The organism is Pseudomonas sp. 58 R 3 (assembly GCF_900006605.1).
GTDB lineage: Bacteria > Pseudomonadota > Gammaproteobacteria > Pseudomonadales > Pseudomonadaceae > Aquipseudomonas > Aquipseudomonas salomonii.
The window spans coordinates 487,501-507,701 of sequence record NZ_CVTT01000061.1 but is presented as its reverse complement, the minus strand read 5'-3'; the positions used below and the strand labels follow the sequence as shown (position 1 = coordinate 507,701).

Below are 20,201 nucleotides of genomic sequence, written 5' to 3'. Positions count from 1 at the left end.
GACGCAGAGCGTCACAGGAGGCGTTCCCACGCAGAGCGTGGGAACGATCTTTATCTCTACTCAGGCCAATGCCAGGCCGGCGCATCCAGAACCCCCTGGCCCACAATCTGAGTCTGCCCCAGTACCTTCTCCAGCACGATGCAATTGCATTCTTCATCCTGCTGCAACGCCGCAATCAAGCGGCTGGCATGGGACACCACCCACACCTGGCACTGCTTCGAGGCCTGGATAATCAAACGCGCCAACGCCGGCAATAAATCCGGGTGCAGGCTGGTTTCCGGCTCGTTCAGCACCATCATGGTCGGCGGCCGTGGCGTCAGCAGCGCCGCGATCAGCAGCAGGTAGCGCAAGGTGCCGTCTGACAATTCCGCTGCCGACAATGGCCGCAGCAAACCTTCCTGATAAAACTCAATCGCAAAACGCCCACCTTGCAACGGCTCGATATTCAGCCGTGCACCGGGGAACGCGTCACTGACGGCGCGCTGCAACGCTTCGGGGTCGCCGATTTCGCGGATGGTCTGCAATGCCGCCGCCAAATCGCGGCCGTCGTGATGCAACACTGGCGTGCGCGTGCCCAGTTGCGGCTGGCGCACGGGGGCGTCCACATCGCTGCGAAAATGATCATAAAAACGCCAGCCACGGATGCTTTCGCGCAGCAGCAACACCTCCGGCGAGCTGCGCAGGCTGCCGACCTGATCGAACAGGCTGTGATAGTTGGGCGTGTGCTGGGCCAGTACGTCCCAGGCGCGGCCGTCACGGGCGCGCACCATCGGCCCGGAGCGCTGCACCAGCAGGCTGGCCGGGCGGTAGACGTGCCCGGCCCAGATGCATTCCTTTTTCACTTCCGGGTCCAGGGAGAAATACGACGAGGTTTTTTCCGGCAGCCCCAAGGAAATCGCGTAGCTGAAATCCTCTCCGGCAAACCCCAGGCGCAAGCGCCTGACGCCTTGGCGCACGACAGGCTCCACCGCCACCTCACCGCTGCGCATGCTTCGGCTGATGGTTTCCGGCCCGGCCCAGAAGGTCGAATCCAGCCCGCCTTCACGGGCCAGCGCGTTGATCACTCCGCCCTGGGCGGTTTCGGCCAGCAAGCGCAAAGCGCGGTACAGGTTGGACTTGCCGCTGCCATTGGGGCCGGTGACCAGGTTCAACCGGCCCAGCGGCACCACCAGTTTATTGATCGAGCGGTAGTTGGCCACCGCGAGGGTTTTGAGCATGTGTATTTAGTCGGCGTGGGAACCCTTGGAGTATGGGATGCTCCATGCAGATAAGGAACCCTGATCTAAGCTCACAGTCGCATACTCACTGTCACATCGCGTCACGCAAAAGGAGCCTGCATGGGCGGTCGTATTTACACCTGTATTTTCGGACTTGGCCTGCTGACGCTGCTGAGCGGCTGTGGCCAGGAAAAGGCCGAACCCAAGGAGCATTCGCGGGTGTTTGTGCAGACCGTGCAGCCCGCGGATTTTGCCGCGGCCGTGACCCTGACCGGCGATATCCAGGCTCGCGTGCAAACCGACTTGTCCTTTCGCGTGGGTGGCAAAATCATCCAGCGCATGGTCGACGTGGGCGACCGCGTAACCGCCAGGCAAGTGCTGGCCAAGCTCGATCCCAAGGATTTGCAGACCAACGTCGACTCCGCCCAGGCCCAGGTCGTGGCCGAACAGGCGCGGGTCAAGCAGACCGCTGCGGCCTTTGTGCGCCAGGAAAAGCTCTTGCCCAAGGGTTACACCAGCCGCAGCGAATACGATGCCGCTCAAGCCGCGCTACGTAGCAGCCAAAGTGCCCTGGCCGCTGCCCAGGCGCAGTTGGCCAATGCCCGCGAACAACTCGGCTACACCGCGCTGGTCGCTGATGCCCCGGGCGTGATCACGGCGCGCCAGGCTGAAGTCGGCCAGGTGGTGCAGGCCACCGTGCCGATTTTCAGCCTGGCCACCGATGGCGAGCGCGATGCCGTGTTCAACGTTTATGAATCCTTGCTGGTGGAGCCGCCGCCCGATGCGCCGATCACCGTGAGCCTGCTGGATAACCCGAGCATCAAGGCCGTGGGTAAAGTTCGCGAAGTCACGCCCGCCGTGGCGGCCAATACCGGCACCGTGCAAGTGAAAATTGCCCTGCAATCGCTGCCTAAAGGCATGCAGTTGGGCTCAGTGGTCAGCGCCACGGCCAATGGCCCGGCCAAGGCCAGTGTGGAACTGCCGTGGTCGGCGCTGACCAAAGACCTCAACGAACCCGCCGTGTGGCTGATTGACGGCGACGGCAAGGCGCAACTGCACAAAGTCACGGTAGCGCGCTACCTGACCGGCAAAGTGATTATTGGCGACGGCCTTAAAGGCGGCGAAAAAGTCGTGGTGGCCGGCGGGCAGTTGCTGCACCCCGGCATGTTGGTCGAGATCGCCCAGCAAGGAGTCCAGCCATGAAGCGCCTGACGGCATTGCTTGCCGCCAGCCTGTTGCTGGTCGCCTGCTCCAAAGAGGAAACGCCGCCCGAGCCTGTGCGGCCGGTGCTGTCGATGCAAGTGAGGTCCGAAGACCAGGAAACCCTTGGCCGTTTCGCCGGCACCATCCAGGCCCGCTACGAAAGCAACCTGGGTTTCCGCGTGCCCGGCCGTATCGCCCGCCGTGCCGTGGATGTCGGCGCCGAAGTGGAGAAGGGCGCCTTGCTCGCCGTGCTTGACCCCACCGACCAGCAGAACCAGTTGCGCGCCGCCCAAGGCGACCTGGCCCGCGTGCAGGCGCAGTTCATCAATGCCCAGGCCAACGCCCGGCGCCAGCAGGAACTGTTCAATCGCGGCGTCGGTGCCCAGGCCCAGCTGGATGTGGCCCAGACCGACCTGAAAACCACCCGGGCGACCCTTGACCAAGCCAAAGCCTCGGTCAACCAGGCCAAGGACCAACTCAACTACGCCGAACTGCGTACCGACCACGCCGGGATCGTCACCGCCTGGAATGCCGAGGCCGGCCAAGTGGTCAGCGCCGGCCAGCAAGTGGTCACGCTGGCGCGCCCGGACATCAAGGAAGCGGTGATCGACCTGCCCGCCGGGCTCGCCGAGCGCCTGCCGCCGGACGTGGTATTCCTGGTCGCCGGGCAGCTCGACCCGAGCGTCAACACCACCGCCATCGTGCGCGAGATCGAACCCCAGGCCCAAAGCGCCACACGCACCCGCCGCGCGCGCCTGACCCTGGCCGAAACGCCACCTGCGTTTCGTCTTGGCACGGCCATCAGCGTGACCTTGAGCAGCGCCATCGCACCGCGTATCGAACTGCCGTTGACCGCCTTGCAGGAAGTCGACGGCAAGTCCCGCATCTGGCTACTCGACACTCAAAGCCAGACCGTGCAGCCACGTGACATCACGGTGATCAGCCGCGATGCCAACAGCGCCTTGCTCAACGGCGGCGTCAAACCCGGCGAACGCATCGTCACCGCTGGCGTGAACAGCCTGAAACCCGGGCAAAAAGTCAAAATCGACGAGGACAGCCCGCGATGAAAGGGAGCTTCAACTTATCCGACTGGGCCCTCAAGCATCAGTCCTTCGTCTGGTACCTGATGTTCGTCGCGCTGCTGATGGGCGTGTTCTCCTACATGAACCTGGGCCGCGAGGAAGACCCGTCGTTCACCATCAAGACCATGGTGATCCAGACCCGCTGGCCGGGCGCGACCCAGGAAGAAACCCTCAAGCAAGTCACTGACCGTATCGAGAAAAAACTCGAAGAACTCGACTCCCTCGACTACGTGAAAAGCTACACGCGGCCGGGTGAATCCACAGTATTCGTGTTCCTCAAGGACACCACCAGCGCCAAGGCTATCCCGGAGATCTGGTACCAGGTGCGCAAGAAGATCGACGATATTCGCGGCACCTTCCCCCAGGGTTTGCAGGGGCCGTCATTCAACGATGAGTTCGGTGACGTGTTCGGCTCGGTCTACGCCTTTACCGGCGACGGCCTGTCGATGCGCCAACTGCGCGATTATGTAGAACAGGTGCGCGCCGAGATCCGTTCGGTGCCGGGGCTGGGCAAGGTCGAGATGATCGGCCAGCAGGACGAAGTGATTTACCTGAACTTCTCCACGCGCAAACTCGCGGCGCTGGGCATTGATCAGCGCCAAGTGGTGCAAAGCCTGCAATCACAGAACGCCGTGACCCCTGCCGGGGTGATCGAGGCCGGGCCGGAGCGGATTTCCGTGCGTACGTCCGGGCAATTCGCTTCGGAAAAAGACCTGGCCAACGTCAACCTGCGGCTCAATGACCGCTTCTATCGGCTGGCGGACATTGCCGATATCAGCCGTGGCTACGTCGACCCGGCGCGGCCGATGTTCCGCTTCAATGGCAAGCCGGCGATCGGCTTGGCCATTGCCATGCAGAAGGGCGGCAATATCCAGTCGTTCGGCAAGGCGCTGCACACGCGCATGGACGAACTGACCGCCGACTTGCCGGTAGGCGTCGGCGTGCATAAGGTTTCCGACCAGGCCGAAGTGGTGGAAGAAGCCGTCGGCGGCTTTACCAGCGCTTTGTTTGAAGCGGTGATTATCGTGTTGGTGGTGAGCTTTATCAGCCTCGGCATGCGTGCTGGCCTGGTGGTGGCGTGCTCGATTCCACTGGTGCTGGCGCTGGTGTTCGTGTTCATGGAATACAGCGGCATCACCATGCAGCGGGTGTCATTGGGCGCCCTGATCATCGCCCTCGGCCTGTTGGTGGACGACGCGATGATCACCGTGGAGATGATGATCACGCGCCTGGAAAAAGGCGAAACCAAGGAGCAGGCGGCGACTTACGCCTACACCTCCACAGCCTTTCCGATGCTCACCGGTACGCTGGTGACCGTGGCCGGTTTTGTACCGATTGGCCTCAACGCCAGTTCGGCGGGTGAGTACACCTTTACCCTGTTCGCAGTAATTGCCGTGGCGATGTTGGTGTCGTGGGTGGTGGCGGTGCTGTTTGCGCCGGTGATCGGCGTGCATATCCTCAGCGCCAACGTGAAACCGCATGATGCCGAACCTGGGCGCATCGGCCGCGCCTTCAATGGCGGCATGCTTTGGGCCATGCGCAACCGCTGGTGGGCCATCGGCATTACCGTGGGCCTGTTTGTGGCCTCGGTGTTCTCCATGCAGTTTGTGCAGAACCAGTTTTTCCCGTCCTCGGACCGCCCGGAAATCCTCGTCGACCTCAACCTGCCGCAAAACGCCTCGATCAACGAAACGCGCAAGGCCGTCGACCGCCTCGAAGCGATCATCAAGGACGACCCGGACATTGCGCGCTGGAGCACCTACATTGGCCAGGGCGCGATTCGTTTCTACCTGCCCCTCGACCAGCAACTGGAAAACCCCTACTACGCGCAGTTGGTCATCGTGAGCAAGGGCCTGGAAGAGCGCGGCGCCTTGATTGCGCGCCTGCAAAAGCGCCTGCGCGATGATTTTGTCGGCATCGGCAGTTATGTGCAGCCGCTGGAAATGGGCCCGCCGGTGGGGCGGCCGATTCAATATCGCGTGTCGGGTAAAGACATCGACCAGGTGCGCAAACACGCTATCGAACTGGCAACGTTGCTGGATCAAAACACCCACCTGGGCGAGATCATCTACGACTGGAACGAGCCGGGTAAAGTGCTGCGCGTGGACATTGCCCAGGACAAGGCGCGCCAACTCGGGCTGTCGTCGGAAGACGTGGCGCAGTTGATGAACAGCGTGGTCAGCGGCGCCTCGGTGACCCAGGTACACGACGATATCTACCTGATCAACGTGGTCGGCCGCGCCGAAGATGCCGAACGTGGCACCCCGGAAACCTTGCAGAACCTGCAGATCGTGACACCCAATGGCACCTCGATTCCGCTGCTGGCCTTCGCCACCGTGCGTTATGAGCTGGAGCAGCCGCTGGTGTGGCGTCGCGACCGCAAGCCGACGATCACCATCAAGGCCTCGGTGCGTGACGAGATGCAGCCCACGGACCTGGTGAAGCAGCTGGCGCCGACCATCGATAAATTCAGCGCCGGCTTGCCGGTGGGTTACAAGGTGGCCACCGGCGGCACCGTCGAAGAAAGCGGCAAGGCCCAGGGCCCGATCGCCAAGGTGGTGCCGCTGATGCTGTTCCTGATGGCGACCTTCCTGATGATCCAGCTGCACAGCGTGCAGAAGATGTTCCTGGTGGCCAGTGTCGCGCCGCTGGGCCTTATCGGCGTGGTGCTGGCGCTGATTCCCACCGGCACGCCCATGGGCTTTGTGGCGATCCTCGGGATTCTGGCGCTGATCGGCATCATCATCCGCAACTCGGTGATTCTGGTGACGCAGATCCACGAATATGAAGTGGCCGGTTACACACCGTGGGACGCGGTGGTGGAAGCCACCGAGCACCGGCGCCGACCGATCCTGCTCACTGCAGCGGCGGCCAGCCTGGGCATGATCCCGATTGCGCGTGAAGTGTTCTGGGGGCCGATGGCCTACGCGATGATTGGCGGGATCATCATTGCGACCTTGCTGACGCTGCTGTTTTTGCCGGCGCTGTACGTGGCTTGGTACAAGATTCGCGAGCCGAAAAAAGAACAAGCCTGACCATCGGAGCCTTCCTGCAAGGATGTGGGAAGGTTCTTTGAAACAGTTTTCGAACACTTTCTGAGGGTTATGTGCATTACCCTCCGGGCCTGATCTTGTCTGGAAGGCCCGTGCCATGCGTCATTTTTTGCTGGTTGTCAGCCTGTTGTTGTCTCCACTGGCATTCGCCGGCACCGTGTTGGAAAACGCCCTGTGGCGTGTCGAACTCGACCCCGCCACGCTCGCGCTGCGCGTTACGCCCGCAGGCGAGGCCCCGGTGCAGGCGTCCAGCGGTGTGGCTGCCCATGCTGTCAGTGGTATGCAAGCGGGTGCCGAGCAGGCTGCCTGGCAGTGGGACAACGGCGCGTATCGCCTGATGGCTCGCCTTGAGCAGCGCGACCTGTCCCTGACCCTCAGCGCCCGCGAGCCGGGTGAATTGCCGCTGCTGCGCCAACCCGCTGCGGCCATGGGCAAGGGGTTGATCTGGCCCTTGGCCGAAGGGCATTACATACCGGCCGGTAACGCCGTGTGGAAAGCGTTTTTGCTGGAGCAGGGCGAACTCAATACCACTCAGGACCTCAGCCTGCCGTTATGGGGCATGGATCACGGCCGCTTCACATTGAACTGGTTGCTGACCAACCCCTACAACAATCAGTTGAAATGGCAGGCCGACGCCAAGGGCCTGGCACTCTCGGTGGTTCACGAATTTACCCGTCTTGATCCTACGGCGCCGATGACCTTGCGCTTGCACCTGGGCGACGCCGACCCATTGGCCGGTGCCAAGCGCTATCGGCAATGGCTGGTAGAGCAGGGCCGCTACGAGCCGCTGGCGGGCAAGCTGCAACAAACCCCCGAAGCCAAAAAACTGCTGGGCGCCAGCCATGTCTACCTGTGGGGCAACAGCCTGCTGGCCCCCGCTGATGTGCGTGATTGGCCGCTGCTGGTCAAACGCTTGCGCGGTCATGCACTCAAGGGGTTGATGGACAAACAGGCGACTCAGGTTCTGACGCGGGCCAAGGCTTTGAACCGTTATGAGCAAGGCGTTTTGCTGCGGGGCCTGAATGCGGCGATCAATCAGCAAGCCCGGCAGGCTTGGCAAGTCGAAGACCCGGACATGACCCGACTCGCCGCCCGCTATGGTGAGCTGCGCAGCGAGCTGGCCAAGGACTTTGCCGGGGCCTTGACCGATACCCCCGAGACCTGGGGCAACCAGACGATTCAATCCCTGCGCGACGCCGGGCTGCCGCGCCTGTTGCTGACCCTGGGCGAAGGCTGGGAAGGCGGCCTGTGGCATCCCGAAGCGATTCGCGCCGGTGTCGAAGCCGGTTACCTGATGGCGCCCTACGATTCCTATGAAACGGCCTTGTCCGCCAGCGAAAACCCGGACTGGACCACCGCGCACCTGGGCGCCAGGGCCTACCGCGACTGCGCAATTGTGCTCAAGGACGGCAAGCTGAAAACCGGCTTCCAGCAATCGGGCCACTACATCGACCCGCGCTGTATACGGCCTTTGCTGGAAGCACGGGTGAAGGCGGTGCAGGCCAGGGCCGGTTTTAACGCCTGGTTCCTGGATGCCTACGCCACCGGCATGGTGTTCGACAGCTACCGTGACAGTGCGCCGATGACTCAGGCGCAGAACGCCCAAGGCAATATCGACGCCTCCCGCTGGATCAACACGGTACTCAAACTGCCGGCGGGTTCCGAAGACGGCAATGCCAGCACCGCCCAAGGCACTCTGTTCGCCCACGGCATGCAGACACCGGTGATCGGCTGGGGCGATAGGCAGATGACCCAGGACAAGCAATCGCCCTATTACGTCGGCAATTGGTACCCGCCGGAGCAGCCGGCAGTGTTCTTCAAGCCTGTGCCGTTAAAAGAGCCGTTTCGCACACTCTACTTCGACCCGACCATGCGCCTGCCGCTGTACCAGGCGGTGTTCCACGGTTCGGTGATCACCACCCACCATTGGCTGTTCGACAACCTGAAGTTGAGCAATGTGCGGGCTGAGAACGAGCTGACCCAGTTGCTCTACAACGTGCCGCCGCTGTATCACCTCACAGATGCGACGCTTAAGCAGCGGCTGCCAGTGATTCAGCGTCAGGACCGTTTTTTCAGGCCGTTGCATCAGCGTTTGGCGGCTCAGGCGTTGACCGATTTTCGTTGGCTGACGGCGGACAAACAGGTGCAGCAGACCACGTTTGCCGATGGCACGCGGTTGGTGGTGAATTTTTCTGCGCAGGAGCAAGCGGGGTATGTGGGGCGTAGCGTGACGGCGTTGGTGGTGGGTGAAAAACCGGTGGTGTATCAGGTGCAATGACCGCGCCGCAGAGACCTTCGCGAGAAAGCGTCTGACCAGGCAACCGAGTTCTAAAGCTTGCGCCACACACTCGCCAACCAAGGCTGCTGCTCGCGCGGCAACCCGGCCGGCCGGTAGTAATGCTCCAACTCCACAAACCCTGCCGCCGTCAGCAAACCTTGCCACGTCTCCAGGTCATGGTAAGACCCGTACCGAGGCCCATTCCAGCCTTCCTGATTCTCACCCCGAGGGTTGGAACTGAACAACACACCACCCGGCTTCAGCGCCCCATGCAGCTGCTTGAGCACCCGTGGCAGTTCCTGTTTGGGAATATGAAACAGCACCGCATTGGCAAATACCCCATCAAAACGCGCGGCGGGTAAATCCAGCTTCAGGAAGTCCTGCTGCAACACCTCACAACCACTGTCTTCACGCGCCATCTGTGCAAAGCGCTCTGAGCCATCGAGCCCCACGGCAATATGGCCCATGCGCGTAAATGTGCGCAAATCCCGCCCTGGGCCGCAGCCGAAATCCAGCACGGTAAACGGCGCCGGGCCGTGGATATGCCGCAGCAAGGCGTCGATGTTCTGGCTCACGTCGTGGTCGCGGGTGCCTTCGCGGAAGTCTTCGGCGACTTTGTTGTAGTGGCCGAGGGTGGCGGTGGTGATCTGGTTGAGGTCGTCGGGGGCGAGTTTCATGGCGCAGGCTTCGAGCGGTTTGAAGAGAGGTGACTATACCCTATGAGTTGCCGCACCAGTGCGCGCAGAAATGACGGGGAATGCGGATGCGTATGCCGGCGGTTGACCAAGACGCAGAGTGAACGACGGATTTAATAGAGGTTAGAAAGTGACAGCTTACGGTTAAGTAGAGCTGCCCCTTTCTTAGGACTTACCGCGGTTAGTAAATTGGCTGCAAACACATTACAGGGTGCGTTTCAGTTAAATACCTGCAATAAATTCCGTTAGCATTATCGTAGTAAGTTACCCAGTAGGCCGGGCATCCCCCGCCCGAGTAAGCCCATCGCCCCACTAGAAAATTTGTTCCATTGATATAGTTGCGAGCGATATCATAAATGGCCGCGTCAAACATATACGCCCCCCCGACTGAGGCAGCCCAGGCCCACGCTTGTCCAAAGTTCAACGGAGTATTAGTGTACAGGAGGCGGTACACGTTACTTACATACACAGCGTAGGAGGTTTTTGTTCCGTTTCTGTCCAAGGCGGTTATCGTAGCAGAACCATTTGCATTTCCGGTCACCTTACCGCTCGCATCTACTGATGCGACTCTTGGGTTATTGGAGCTATAGGCATAGCCACCTGCCCCACCGGAGGCAACGCGGTACTGTACATTGCCAAAGGATTCGGCGGTCGTTCTGGCTGCCGGAAACTCTTTAATAGAGACCCCGTTCAAATACATCGCCTGTTGCGCAATTCTCAGTTGCCCCTTGACTGTATAGTCCGTAAGCCGAAACGCAACAGCATTTTCTATATTGGTGCTCTTGTCCAGCGTGACCAACACCTCTACTTTAAAGTTGTTGGTCAAGCCTTCAAGCCATGGCCTTGATACCGGAATATTTACCAGCCCCTTGGTTACATCGGCGGAGGTTACTTCATAGGCTGTCAGTACAGCAAGTTGTGCTGTCCCAACACTTCTGCACGTAATCCATACTTTTTGGCCTGCGAAGATCAAGAGCCATTTGGCCAGCGTCAACGTGGCATTGCCGGCAAACGTCGCAAGGTTCTGTTCGCCTTTGTCCGGAGCGACATTAATCAGTGCCATCGGAAAGTTTTCTGCGGGGATAGTGCCGACAGTCAGTATTTGCGGTTCTGACCAGACTTCCTTGGTGCCGGTTGTGACCTTGTATCGTAATGTGGCGGTTTTATTCACCAGCATGGCAATGACTTGCGCGCTGATCGTCACGTCGACTCGTCCGGCGGCTACCCCTTTCTGCGGAGCAATATCGGCGACAGTCCCGTCCGGATACAGCAACTCACAAGTGATAGTTTGCGCCGTGGTCATGCCGGAATATTTCACGCTTATGAAGGACCCTTGCAGGTAGTTCAACGGCGAAACAGAGAGTGTGGCCCCAGGTTTATTGTCGAAAGCCGGAGCAGGAAGGCTTGCCGGCACGGCCAGCACTCGGTACTCACGCTTGCCAAAGGGCACCGCGGTCTCCGGTTCGTCGCGTTGCGCATAACTTACGCCAAACATAACTCTCAGAACCGAGTCCTCCTTGAGTGCTCTCAGCGTATCTCCCGCCAGGGTGAACGCAACCCCGTTTGCTACTTCGTCGTCGGTGACGTTGTCGGCCAGATAGACGGTTTCCCGGAGTGCAGTGCCATCAGCGTTGGTACCCTCGATGGTCAAAAACTTGCGTTGGTTTCTCTGAATCAGGATCCACCGATCAACTTCGATCTTCACCTCGTTGCCCAATGCCAGTAAGGGGAAGAGTGCGTCCTTGATACCGTTTATCGTCGGTGCGGGCAGTGCCGTCACCAGCTTCAGTCGGATGGCTAGAGGTTTGGATGTATAAGTCCTGTTCCCCCGACTGAAACGATACTGCACGGTGATGTTGTTGCCGCCCTCCCGGATACCCAAGGCGATGATATGAGGCGGGATACGCACGTCAACGCTATTGGTCAGCGGGTTGCCCTTTGCGTGAACCTCAATGATGCTGATACCAAATTCACCTGCCCAACTGACAATAATGTCATCAGTCTTGCGCATGGAGGAGTAGTTAACTCGCACTGTGGCGCCGTTCAAGACGTCTTTGGGATGAACTTCATCCTGCAAGAGTTTATCGGCCTCCACGACGATGGGTGTGTCCATCACTACTTTGGGGCCAACGGTGAGGTTGAGTACTTCGGAGCGCGTATAGACTTTCGGCTTGTTGGCCGCGCCGGCCCGCTGCACGCTGTAGCTGAACGAGACTTCGCCATCGACATTCCCGAGTACTACTTCCTTTTTCAGCTCAACCAAAAGCTCTGGTAAAAGGTGACCTTCGGTCGATGAGTCGATGAGAATACTGCCGCTGTCTGAGCTATCGTAGTCGGCCCCGATGGCATTCCAAACCAGTGTGCAGCCAGGGGTCGCGCCAATGTAGGGAAACGACATCAGCAAAATGGAGCGTTTCACATTTTTAGGATCGATGTTGCCGTCTTCGGCATATGTAACGACCGGCGCAGGTATTTCGACTGCGCGAACCCCCAGTTCGGCCGAGCGCTTTTCTGAATGGCGGATGGAGGAGGGAAGATTCATCCCGTTGTTGACGATGTAATGTACTTGGAAAAGACCTTTGTCTTGAAATATCTTCAGGTTTTCCTTGAGCACGTCACGTACGCCGCCCTGCTCTCCCGCCAGACGGGTGTCAGTATAGAGCAAGCCACCTTCACCGGGCTCTCCCTGTGCGAACACCACCATTTCCCTTCCCGTTTTATAGAAGGGGAAATATTCAGGAATTTTGACGATAGCATCCTTGTCGAGGGGCATGAGCGTGCCTTCGATCGGACTGATGTCAGGCGCTGGCATGTGTGTTGCTGTGCCCAGAACCCTGACAAAGGTGCTCCCCGATGTCTTCGTCCCGGCGGCGTTGGAAACGGTATAGAACGCCGTAAACCGGCCCCCCGCTGCTTTCGCAACGTGCTCATAGGCAACACTGAACGTTTCAACCCCCCCGTTCGTATCAGGAATCTCTCCCAAGTCAACGGACTCAATTAATACGTTGTCTTCGCTGAAGATTCTTAAGCTGGCCCTGACCTTGTTGAGTGGCACGGGTTTTTTGGCGGCCCGAGGTGGGAAGGTAGTCAGCTGAAACAGCGGCCTTTCCTGTTGATCAAGATCAGCTTCAAACTCATCCAGGCCGTTCACTTTAAAACTTGGAGCGGGGAGCAGTTTGGGGTCCAGATTCGAGAGTAATGGAAAGCCTTTGGAAAAATGGTACTTGCCCCCGGACGTGTTCCCCACTACATCCACGACCTTGAATCTGACTTCGAACGGCCCACGCTGCGGACCTTCGTTGAGTACATTCTTTAGTGCGGGGTTGGCTGTGCCGTCTTCGTTTTTGCCATCTGGGACCCTGATTCTGAGCGCTTTAGTCCCGCTCGCTTCTAAGGGACTTACCGTATATTCGAAGGTTATGCCGCCCCAATCGATGGTGATGACATCGTTCCGGCTGCGGTTTTCATAATTTTCGATTAAGCAATATATACCGCCACTAAATGTATCGGCGTCAATGATCGAGCCCGGTTCCAGGCCTTCTACCGACAGCCTCAACTCGCTGTGCCACGGTTCCCATTCTTTTCGGTCTTCACCGCCCGGCCGTGTGGTCTTGATCAACACCCATTGTGTGGCAGAGCGACTCTCATTCCTGCTGCCCGCCCGCACGACCCGACAAAACATCGGAGAGATGCCCTCCGGCAGTTTCTTTCCGTCAATAAACAGGTGGTAGCGGGGTAGTAACTCTTTGACGAAGTCCGAGGCTATAGGATTGTTCAGATCACGCCAGCGACAGCCGTAATAGTCGCCGATATTTAGGTCATTCCAAGCCTCTATCGCTATGCCCACGGGGAATAATCTCTCGATACCCAGGCCCCACGTGGCACGAGGACTGTTGGGAGAGTTGTCGAGAGTTTCAGGGTACTTGACTTTAGTCAGGTCGACCGGGGGATAAGCCGAATAGGGGTCAGTCGGCAGATCATCATAGGGAACGGGCATAGTAGACATAGCCATCACCTTGCTGGATTAAGGGCGCGCTCAAATGGCGCTTTGGGGAAGGTAAATAAGGCACGTCGGGCAGCATTCGATTCTACTGTGAGAACTGACAGTCCCGATGAGCGGTACCCCCCCTCATCCATGCAGCTACGAAGGCGCCTCAGCGCTTGTTCAAACCCCGCGCCAACCGATCCCCACCCAACTGAATCACGGCCACCAACACCACCAGCAGCACAATCACGGTCAGCATGATCTGCGTATCAAACCGCTGGTAGCCATACCGATACGCAATGTCCCCCAAGCCTCCAGCCCCAATCGCCCCGGCCATGGCCGATGAATTGATCATGGTCACCAGGGTAATCGTAAAACCACCCACAATTCCCGGCAGCGCTTCGGGCAACAACACATGCCAGATAATGTGCCAGCGGCGGCAGCCCATGGCCTGTGCGGCCTCGATCAAACCGTGATCGACCTCACGCAAACTCACTTCGGCAATCCGCGCAAAGAACGGCGTGGCGGCGATGGTCAGCGGTACAACGGCGGCCCACACGCCATAGGTGGTGCCGACGATCAGCCGGGTGAACGGGATCAGCGCCACCATCAGAATCAAAAACGGAATGGAGCGGAACAAATTGACGAACGCCCCCAGCACGCGGTTCAGCGCCGGAGCCTGATAGATGCCGCCCTTGTCGCTGGTGACCAGAAACACCGCCAGCGGAATCCCCACCAGCAACGCGATCAGCGATGACACGCCGACCATCAACAAGGTGTCGATGGCGCCCTGTAATAAACGGTCAAACCACATAGCCCAGCACCTCCACCTGTTGTGCCCAGTGTCCGGCACGGTTGCGCAACGCTTCGGCGTTGTGGGGCGAGTCATTCACGGCCAGCAACAATTGCCCCAGGGCATGCCCCTGAATGCGTTCCACGCCGCCTTGCAGCAAGCGCACGCGCCCGCCGAGGGCGCTGAACAATGCGGCCAGGTCCGGTTCGTCTGCGGTGCTGCCGGTAAATTGCAACCGCAACACCACCGCCGCCGTCGACGAAGGTTCAGCCTGCAAGCGACTTTGCAGTTCGTCCGGCAGCCCGTGTTGCAACGGCGCCAGCAGGGTTTTGCTGACCTCGTGCTGCGGATTGCCGAACACCTGCCACACCGGGCCTTGCTCGACGATGCGCCCGTGTTCCAATACCACCACGCGGTCGCAGATGTCGCGAATCACCGCCATCTCGTGGGTGATCAACACGATGGTCAGGCCCAGGCGCTGGTTGATCTCGCGCAACAGGCCGAGGATCGACTGGGTGGTTTCCGGGTCGAGGGCTGAAGTGGCCTCGTCGCACAACAGAATCTGCGGGTCATGCACCAGCGAGCGCGCGATGCCCACGCGCTGTTTCTGCCCGCCGGAAAGTTGCGCCGGGTAGGCTGTGTGCTTGTCCTTGAGGCCTACCAGTTCCAACAGTTCCCGCACCTTTTGCTCACGCTGCGGCTTGGGCACACCGGCGACTTTCAGCGGCAGTTCGACGTTCTGCCACACGGTCTTGGCCGACATCAGGTTGAAGTGCTGGAAGATCATGCCGATGCGCCGCCGCAGCGCCACCAGGCGGTCTTCGTCGAACTCACCGATGTCCACCTGATCAATCAATACACGCCCGCTGCTCGGTTGCTCCAGGCGGTTGATGGTGCGGATCAGCGACGACTTGCCCGCGCCGCTGCGGCCGATAATGCCGAACACTTCACCGTGCTGGATCGCAAGATCAATGCCTTGCAGGGCATGCACGGCGCCGTCATAGGTTTTGCCCAGGTTGATAAAACGCACATGGGCGCGGTTCAGGTCCGGGTGCAGCTCTGTCTGCTCGGCGTTCCTGGGCGGTGTGCCCAGGTCGCGCAGTAGGGCGTTGGCGGCGGTCATTTTTTATCTTCCCAGCCGACCTGGTAGAGCTTGCCGAGGGATTTATCCAGCGCCGCACGTACCACTGGCGAGTGCTGGTAAATGTCGACGAACTTGATCACGCGCGGGTCGGTTTTGCTCTTGGGCTGGATCACAAACTGAATCACGTATTCCGGGTGATCGAGGCCGTCGAACAGCAGCGCCGACTCGGCATCGAAGGTCTTGGACAGGCGGATATAGGCCGGGTAACCCTGCACCAGATCGGCGTCGTCATAGGCGCGCACCAGCTGCACGGCCTCGACTTGCAGGATCTTGAGCTTTTTCGGGTTGGCGATGATGTCTTCTTCGGTGGCCTTGTAGCCCACGCCCGGCTTGAGGGTGATCAGCCCGGCCTTGGCCAGCAATTGCAGGCCGCGACCGCTGTTGATCGGGTCGTTGGCAATCGCCACGCTGGCGCCTTGGGGCAGGTCGTTGATGGTTTTGTACTTCTTGGAATACAGCCCGACGTTGTTGATGATGCCCGGCGCATACGGTACCAGGTCAAAACCGGCGGCGGCCTTGGCGTTTTCCAGGAACGGAATGTGCTGGAAGTAGTTCACGTCGATATCGCCGGCGGCCAGGCTGACATTGGGCGCGATCCAGTCGGTGAACTCCACCAGCTCGACTTTCAGGCCCTGCTTGCCGGCTTCAGCGACGGCGGCTTCGAGGGGAATCGCGAAGGCGGCGGTGGTGCCGATTTTCAGCGGTGCGTCGGCGGCAAATACGGCCGAGCCGAACAAGCCGAAGGCCAGGGCCAGTGCTTTGACTGGGTGGGAGAGCCGTGTTTTTTTCATAATCGATTTCCAGTCATAAGAGATTCGAGCAAACGATGAGGATCTAATGTGGGAGCGGGCTTGCTCGCGAATGCGGTGAATCAGTCACCAGATACATTTGCTGACACACCGCTTTCGCGAGCAAGCCCGCTCCCACAGTTTTGGTTCAGTGTCGGTAGGTTGATCCGGTGTGTTGTTCGGGCAGGCGAGCGCCGGCGTGGAAGACTTTTTCGCGCAAGGTGCCGGCCTCATAAGCCGTCTTGTACGACCCACGTTTCTGCAACTGCGGCACCACCAAATCGATAAAGTCGACATAGCTTTCCGGCGTCACAATCCGCGTCAAATTGAAGCCATCCAGGCCCGTCTCGCTGATCCAGGATTCCAGCTCATCAGCCACCTGCTCGGGCGAGCCGACCAAGGTGATATAGCGCCCACCCAAGGCGTGCTGTTCGAGCAATTTGCGCCGGGTCCAGTCGTTGTTCTGCAGGTTCTTGGTGGCCGACTGAATCGCGTTGCTTTTCACGTACTGGATCGGTTCGTCGATCCCGTATTGAGAAAAATCAATCGCCGTGGACGCTGAAAAATGCGCCACGCCGGCCTCCGGGCTGGCGTAGCTCAAGTACTCGGCGTGCTTGGCCCAGGCCAGCGCTTCAGTGGCGCCAACGATCACGTTAAGCCCCATGAATACCTTGATGTCCTCCGGGTTGCGCCCGGCCTCGACGGCACTGGCGCGCACCTTGTCCACCTGGGCTTTGGTCGCGGCCTTGTTCTGGCCGCTGATAAACACGCACTCGGCATGGCGCCCTGCAAACAGCAGGCCACGGTCCGAACTGCCGGCCTGGAACAGCACCGGCGTGCGCTGTGGCGAGGGTTCGCACAGGTGATAACCCTCGACCTGATAGAACTCGCCGTGATGCTCGACCTTGTGCACCTTGCCCGGCTGCGCGTAGACCCGTTGCTTCGGGTCATTGAGCACCGCGTCGTCTTCCCAGCTGCCTTCCCAGAGTTTGTACAGCACCTGCAGGTACTCATCGGCCTGGTCATAGCGCCGGTCATGCTCGACCTGCTCGGTCAGGCCCATGGCCTTGGCCGCGCTGTCGAGGTAGCCGGTGACGATATTCCAGCCGACCCGGCCACGGCTCAGGTGGTCGAGCGTGGACATGCGTCGGGCGAACAGGTACGGCGGCTCGTAGGTGAGGTTGGCGGTGAGGCCGAAACCGAGGTTTTTGGTCACGGCGGCCATGGCCGATACCAGCAGCAACGGGTCATTGACCGGCAGTTGGATCGACTCTTTGAGCGGCACGTCGATAGCGTTCTGGTACACGTCGTAGACGCCGACGATATCCGCGATGAACAAGCCGTCGAACAGCCCGCGCTCCAGGGTTTGCGCCAGGTCGGTCCAGTATTCGACGGTTTTGTATTGCGTCGAGGTGTCCCGTGGGTGGGTCCACAGGCCGTGGTTGATATGCCCGATGCAGTTCATGTTGAAGGCATTGAGCAGGATTTTTTTCTTGGCCATTCAGAGGGTCCCCCGCAGTGGCGGGTTTTCATCATTGAGGTAGTAATTGCCCACCGCGTGGTACTTCCAGCGCACCGGGTCGTGCAGGGTGTGCACCCGGGCGTTGCGCCAGTGACGGTCGAGGCCATGCTCGGCCAGAGTGGCCTGGCTGCCGGCCAACTCGAACAAGGTGCTGCCGGCGGCCAGGGAGATTTCCGTGCTCAATGCGCGCACTTCAGCGACAGCAATGGAGGCTGCTGCGACGGTCTGGGCATTGCTGTCGGCCTGGGCGCGGTCGAGGTATTCACCCGAGCGCTCCAGCAAGGCTTCGGCGGCGTGCAGGCGGATGCTCAAGTGGCCGAAGCTCTTGAGCGTCAGTGGGTCTTCGCTGGCCTTGTCGTTGCCGGCGTCGATCCATGGGCGGGTCTTGGTGCGTACAAAGTGCAGCGCGTCTTCAAAGGCGGCGCGGGCGATGCCGGTGTCGATGGCGGCGTGAAGAATCTGCGCCAGCGGGCCGACGGTGGTCGGGCGCTCGAAGGCGCTCTGGAACGGGATCACGTCCTCGGCGGCCACCCACACGTTGTCGAACACCACCGAGCCGCTGCCAGTGGTGCGCTGGCCGAAACCACTCCAGTCGTCGATCACGCTCAAGCCCTCGCTGTCGCGGGGCACAAACGCCAGTTGCTGCACGCCGTGTTCATCCACCACCGAAGTAGGGATGCGCTGGGCGTAGATCGCGCCGGTGGAGTAGAACTTGCGGCCGCTGATGCGAAAACCATCGCCGTCGCGGCTGATGGAGGTGACGCGGTCGTGGGCGGTTTTGGTGCCCAGTTCCGCCAAGGCGTTGCCGAAACGTTGCCCGGCGAGTACTTCGGCGTACAGGCGTTTTTGCTGGGCCGGGCTGCCATTCACACGCAGCACTTCCAGCGCATAAAAATGGTTTTGCGGGATCTGGCCCAGCGAGGCATCGGCCTGGGCAATCAGGGCGATGACCTTGGCCAGGGTGACGTTGGAAACGCCAGCGCCGCCATACTCCTTGGGCACGCTGATGCCCCACAGGCCGGAGCGCGAAAACACGTCCAGTTCGGGCAGCGGCAAACGGCGTTCGCGGTCACGCTGGGCGCTGTCACGGGCAAAGTCTTCGGCCAGGTCGCTGGCGACAACAAGGGCTTGTTCGTCGCTGGTGATGACCGCGACGTTAGGGGAAAAAGTCATGGGTTTCTCCAGATGTCTGGTCGGTCAGATCCAGGAATGTCGAGCAGGCAAAGTGCCGTTCAGCCGATACGCGCCGATGGCGTGATACTTCCAGCGCACCGGGTCGTGCAGGGTGTGCACGCGGGCGTTGCGCCAGTGGCGGTCGAGGTTGAATTCGGCGAGGGTGGCGCGGCTGCCGGCCAGTTCGAAGAGTTTTTCGCTGACCAGCAACGACACTTCGGTGGTCAGCACCTTGGCCTCGGCCACGGCGATCGAGGCGCGGGCGGCCGAGTGCGCGGTGATCGGTGCGGCGCTGACTTCGTCCAGCAGCTTGCCGGCCTTGCGCAGCAGGGCTTCGGCGGCGTGCAGTTCGATTTTAAGTTTGCCGATATCGGCGATCACGTACAGGTCATCGCTGGCGCGTTCGACCTTGGCGTCGATCCACGGGCGCGAACGTTCGCGCACGAAGGCGATGGTGTCATCCAGCGCCCCACGGGCGATGCCGGCATCGATGGCGGCCTGGATCAGTTGCGAGACGGCGCCCTGAATATTCGGGCTTTCGCCGAGGCGCCAGTTGTCGACGATCAACTCTGCGTCCACCGGCACCTGATCGAGCAATACCGTGCCGCTGGCGGTGGTGCGTTGGCCAAAGCCCGACCAATCGTCAACGATGCGCAGCCCTGGCGTGCCACGGCGCACAAACGCCATGACTTGCTTGCCGTCATCGTTCAGTGCTTTTACCGCGACCCAATGGGCGAACAAGGCGCCGGTGGAGTAGAACTTCTGGCCGCTGATCACATGGCCGTCACCCTTGGCAGTGAGGCGCGCCTTGAGTTCCAGGGTGTTTTTGGTGCCGCGTTCGGGGCCGCCATTGCCGATGCGCCAACCGTCGAGCACGCTCTGGAACAGCTGCTTTTTCTGGCGCTCGGTGGCGGTGCTTTGCAGCAAGTGCAGAATGCCGAAATGGTTCTGCGGGATTTGCCCGAGGGCCGGGTCCGCAGCGCTGATGATCGCGAACACTTCGGCCAGGGTCACGAATGACACCTGGGGGCCGCCGTATTCACTGGGAATGGAAATACTGCCCAGCCCGCTGCGGGTGAACTGTTCAAGCTGCGCCCAGGGCAGCTTGCGCTGCTGGTCGCGTTTGGCCGCTTGCAGGCGCGCGGCCTGAGCCAGCTCGTGGGCCGCGCTTAACGCCTGGGCGTCGTTGCGCAGCACCGTGGCAGGCAAGAGCAGTGGGGCTACGTCCAGATCACTCTGGGGGGGTGTTAGAGCCAAGTTAGACATCA

Annotated in this window: 13 protein-coding genes; 4 read left to right on the top strand and 9 right to left on the bottom strand. The window is 60.3% G+C overall.

Translation table 11 applies throughout. From position 1 onward, the window contains the following. Positions 1 to 56 precede the first annotated feature (56 nt). Positions 57 to 1,217 carry an AAA family ATPase gene (locus tag BFP92_RS20655; protein WP_065930868.1) on the bottom strand — a complete coding sequence of 387 codons (1,161 nt, stop codon included), beginning with the start codon at positions 1,215 to 1,217 and terminating at the stop codon, positions 57 to 59. A gap of 120 nt (positions 1,218 to 1,337) precedes the next feature. On the opposite strand from BFP92_RS20655, the gene BFP92_RS20650 reads away from it, so the two are divergent. From BFP92_RS20650 to BFP92_RS20635, 4 genes are all read left to right on the top strand, one after another. Further along, entirely contained in the window at positions 1,338 to 2,420 is a 1,083-nt protein-coding gene (locus BFP92_RS20650; RefSeq protein WP_056858164.1) for an efflux RND transporter periplasmic adaptor subunit, read from the top strand. Beyond that, positions 2,417 to 3,487 carry an efflux RND transporter periplasmic adaptor subunit gene (locus BFP92_RS20645; RefSeq protein ID WP_065930867.1) on the top strand — a complete coding sequence of 357 codons (1,071 nt, stop codon included), beginning with the start codon at positions 2,417 to 2,419 and terminating at the stop codon, positions 3,485 to 3,487. The genes BFP92_RS20650 and BFP92_RS20645 overlap by 4 nt, the downstream gene beginning before the upstream one ends. After that, positions 3,484 to 6,537: an efflux RND transporter permease subunit gene (locus BFP92_RS20640; protein ID WP_065930866.1), complete on the top strand. Its 3,054-nt coding sequence runs from the start codon at positions 3,484 to 3,486 to the stop codon at positions 6,535 to 6,537. The genes BFP92_RS20645 and BFP92_RS20640 overlap by 4 nt, the downstream gene beginning before the upstream one ends. 115 nt (positions 6,538 to 6,652) lie before the next feature. Beyond that, a complete protein-coding gene (locus BFP92_RS20635) occupies positions 6,653 to 8,833 on the top strand; it encodes a glycoside hydrolase (RefSeq protein WP_065930865.1) in 2,181 nt (726 codons plus the stop codon). Between the two features lie 50 nt (positions 8,834 to 8,883). On the opposite strand, the gene BFP92_RS20630 is transcribed toward BFP92_RS20635, so the two are convergent. The 8 genes from BFP92_RS20630 to BFP92_RS20595 form a co-directional block, all read right to left on the bottom strand. Then, entirely contained in the window at positions 8,884 to 9,510 is a 627-nt protein-coding gene (locus BFP92_RS20630) for a class I SAM-dependent methyltransferase (RefSeq protein WP_065930864.1), read from the bottom strand. 199 nt (positions 9,511 to 9,709) lie between these two features. Further along, a complete protein-coding gene (locus BFP92_RS20625; RefSeq protein ID WP_065930863.1) occupies positions 9,710 to 13,534 on the bottom strand; it encodes an Ig-like domain-containing protein in 3,825 nt (1,274 codons plus the stop codon). A 148-nt stretch (positions 13,535 to 13,682) separates the two neighbouring features. Next, positions 13,683 to 14,327 (bottom strand): methionine ABC transporter permease, encoded by a 645-nt coding sequence (locus BFP92_RS20620; protein ID WP_065930862.1) that lies wholly within the window; start codon positions 14,325 to 14,327, stop codon positions 13,683 to 13,685. Beyond that, positions 14,317 to 15,429, bottom strand: a complete 1,113-nt coding sequence (locus BFP92_RS20615) for a methionine ABC transporter ATP-binding protein (RefSeq protein ID WP_065930861.1) — start codon at positions 15,427 to 15,429, stop codon at positions 14,317 to 14,319. Before BFP92_RS20615 ends, BFP92_RS20620 begins: the two co-directional genes overlap by 11 nt. Further along, entirely contained in the window at positions 15,426 to 16,241 is an 816-nt protein-coding gene (locus tag BFP92_RS20610) for a MetQ/NlpA family ABC transporter substrate-binding protein (protein ID WP_065930860.1), read from the bottom strand. Before BFP92_RS20610 ends, BFP92_RS20615 begins: the two co-directional genes overlap by 4 nt. A gap of 145 nt (positions 16,242 to 16,386) precedes the next feature. Next, positions 16,387 to 17,739 (bottom strand): LLM class flavin-dependent oxidoreductase, encoded by a 1,353-nt coding sequence (locus BFP92_RS20605; RefSeq protein WP_065930859.1) that lies wholly within the window; start codon positions 17,737 to 17,739, stop codon positions 16,387 to 16,389. After that, positions 17,740 to 18,933 carry an SfnB family sulfur acquisition oxidoreductase gene (locus BFP92_RS20600; protein ID WP_065930858.1) on the bottom strand — a complete coding sequence of 398 codons (1,194 nt, stop codon included), beginning with the start codon at positions 18,931 to 18,933 and terminating at the stop codon, positions 17,740 to 17,742. A gap of 24 nt (positions 18,934 to 18,957) precedes the next feature. Further along, complete coding sequence (locus BFP92_RS20595) at positions 18,958 to 20,199, bottom strand: SfnB family sulfur acquisition oxidoreductase (protein ID WP_065930857.1); 1,242 nt, start codon at positions 20,197 to 20,199, stop codon at positions 18,958 to 18,960. Between the last annotated feature and the right edge of the window lie 2 nt (positions 20,200 to 20,201).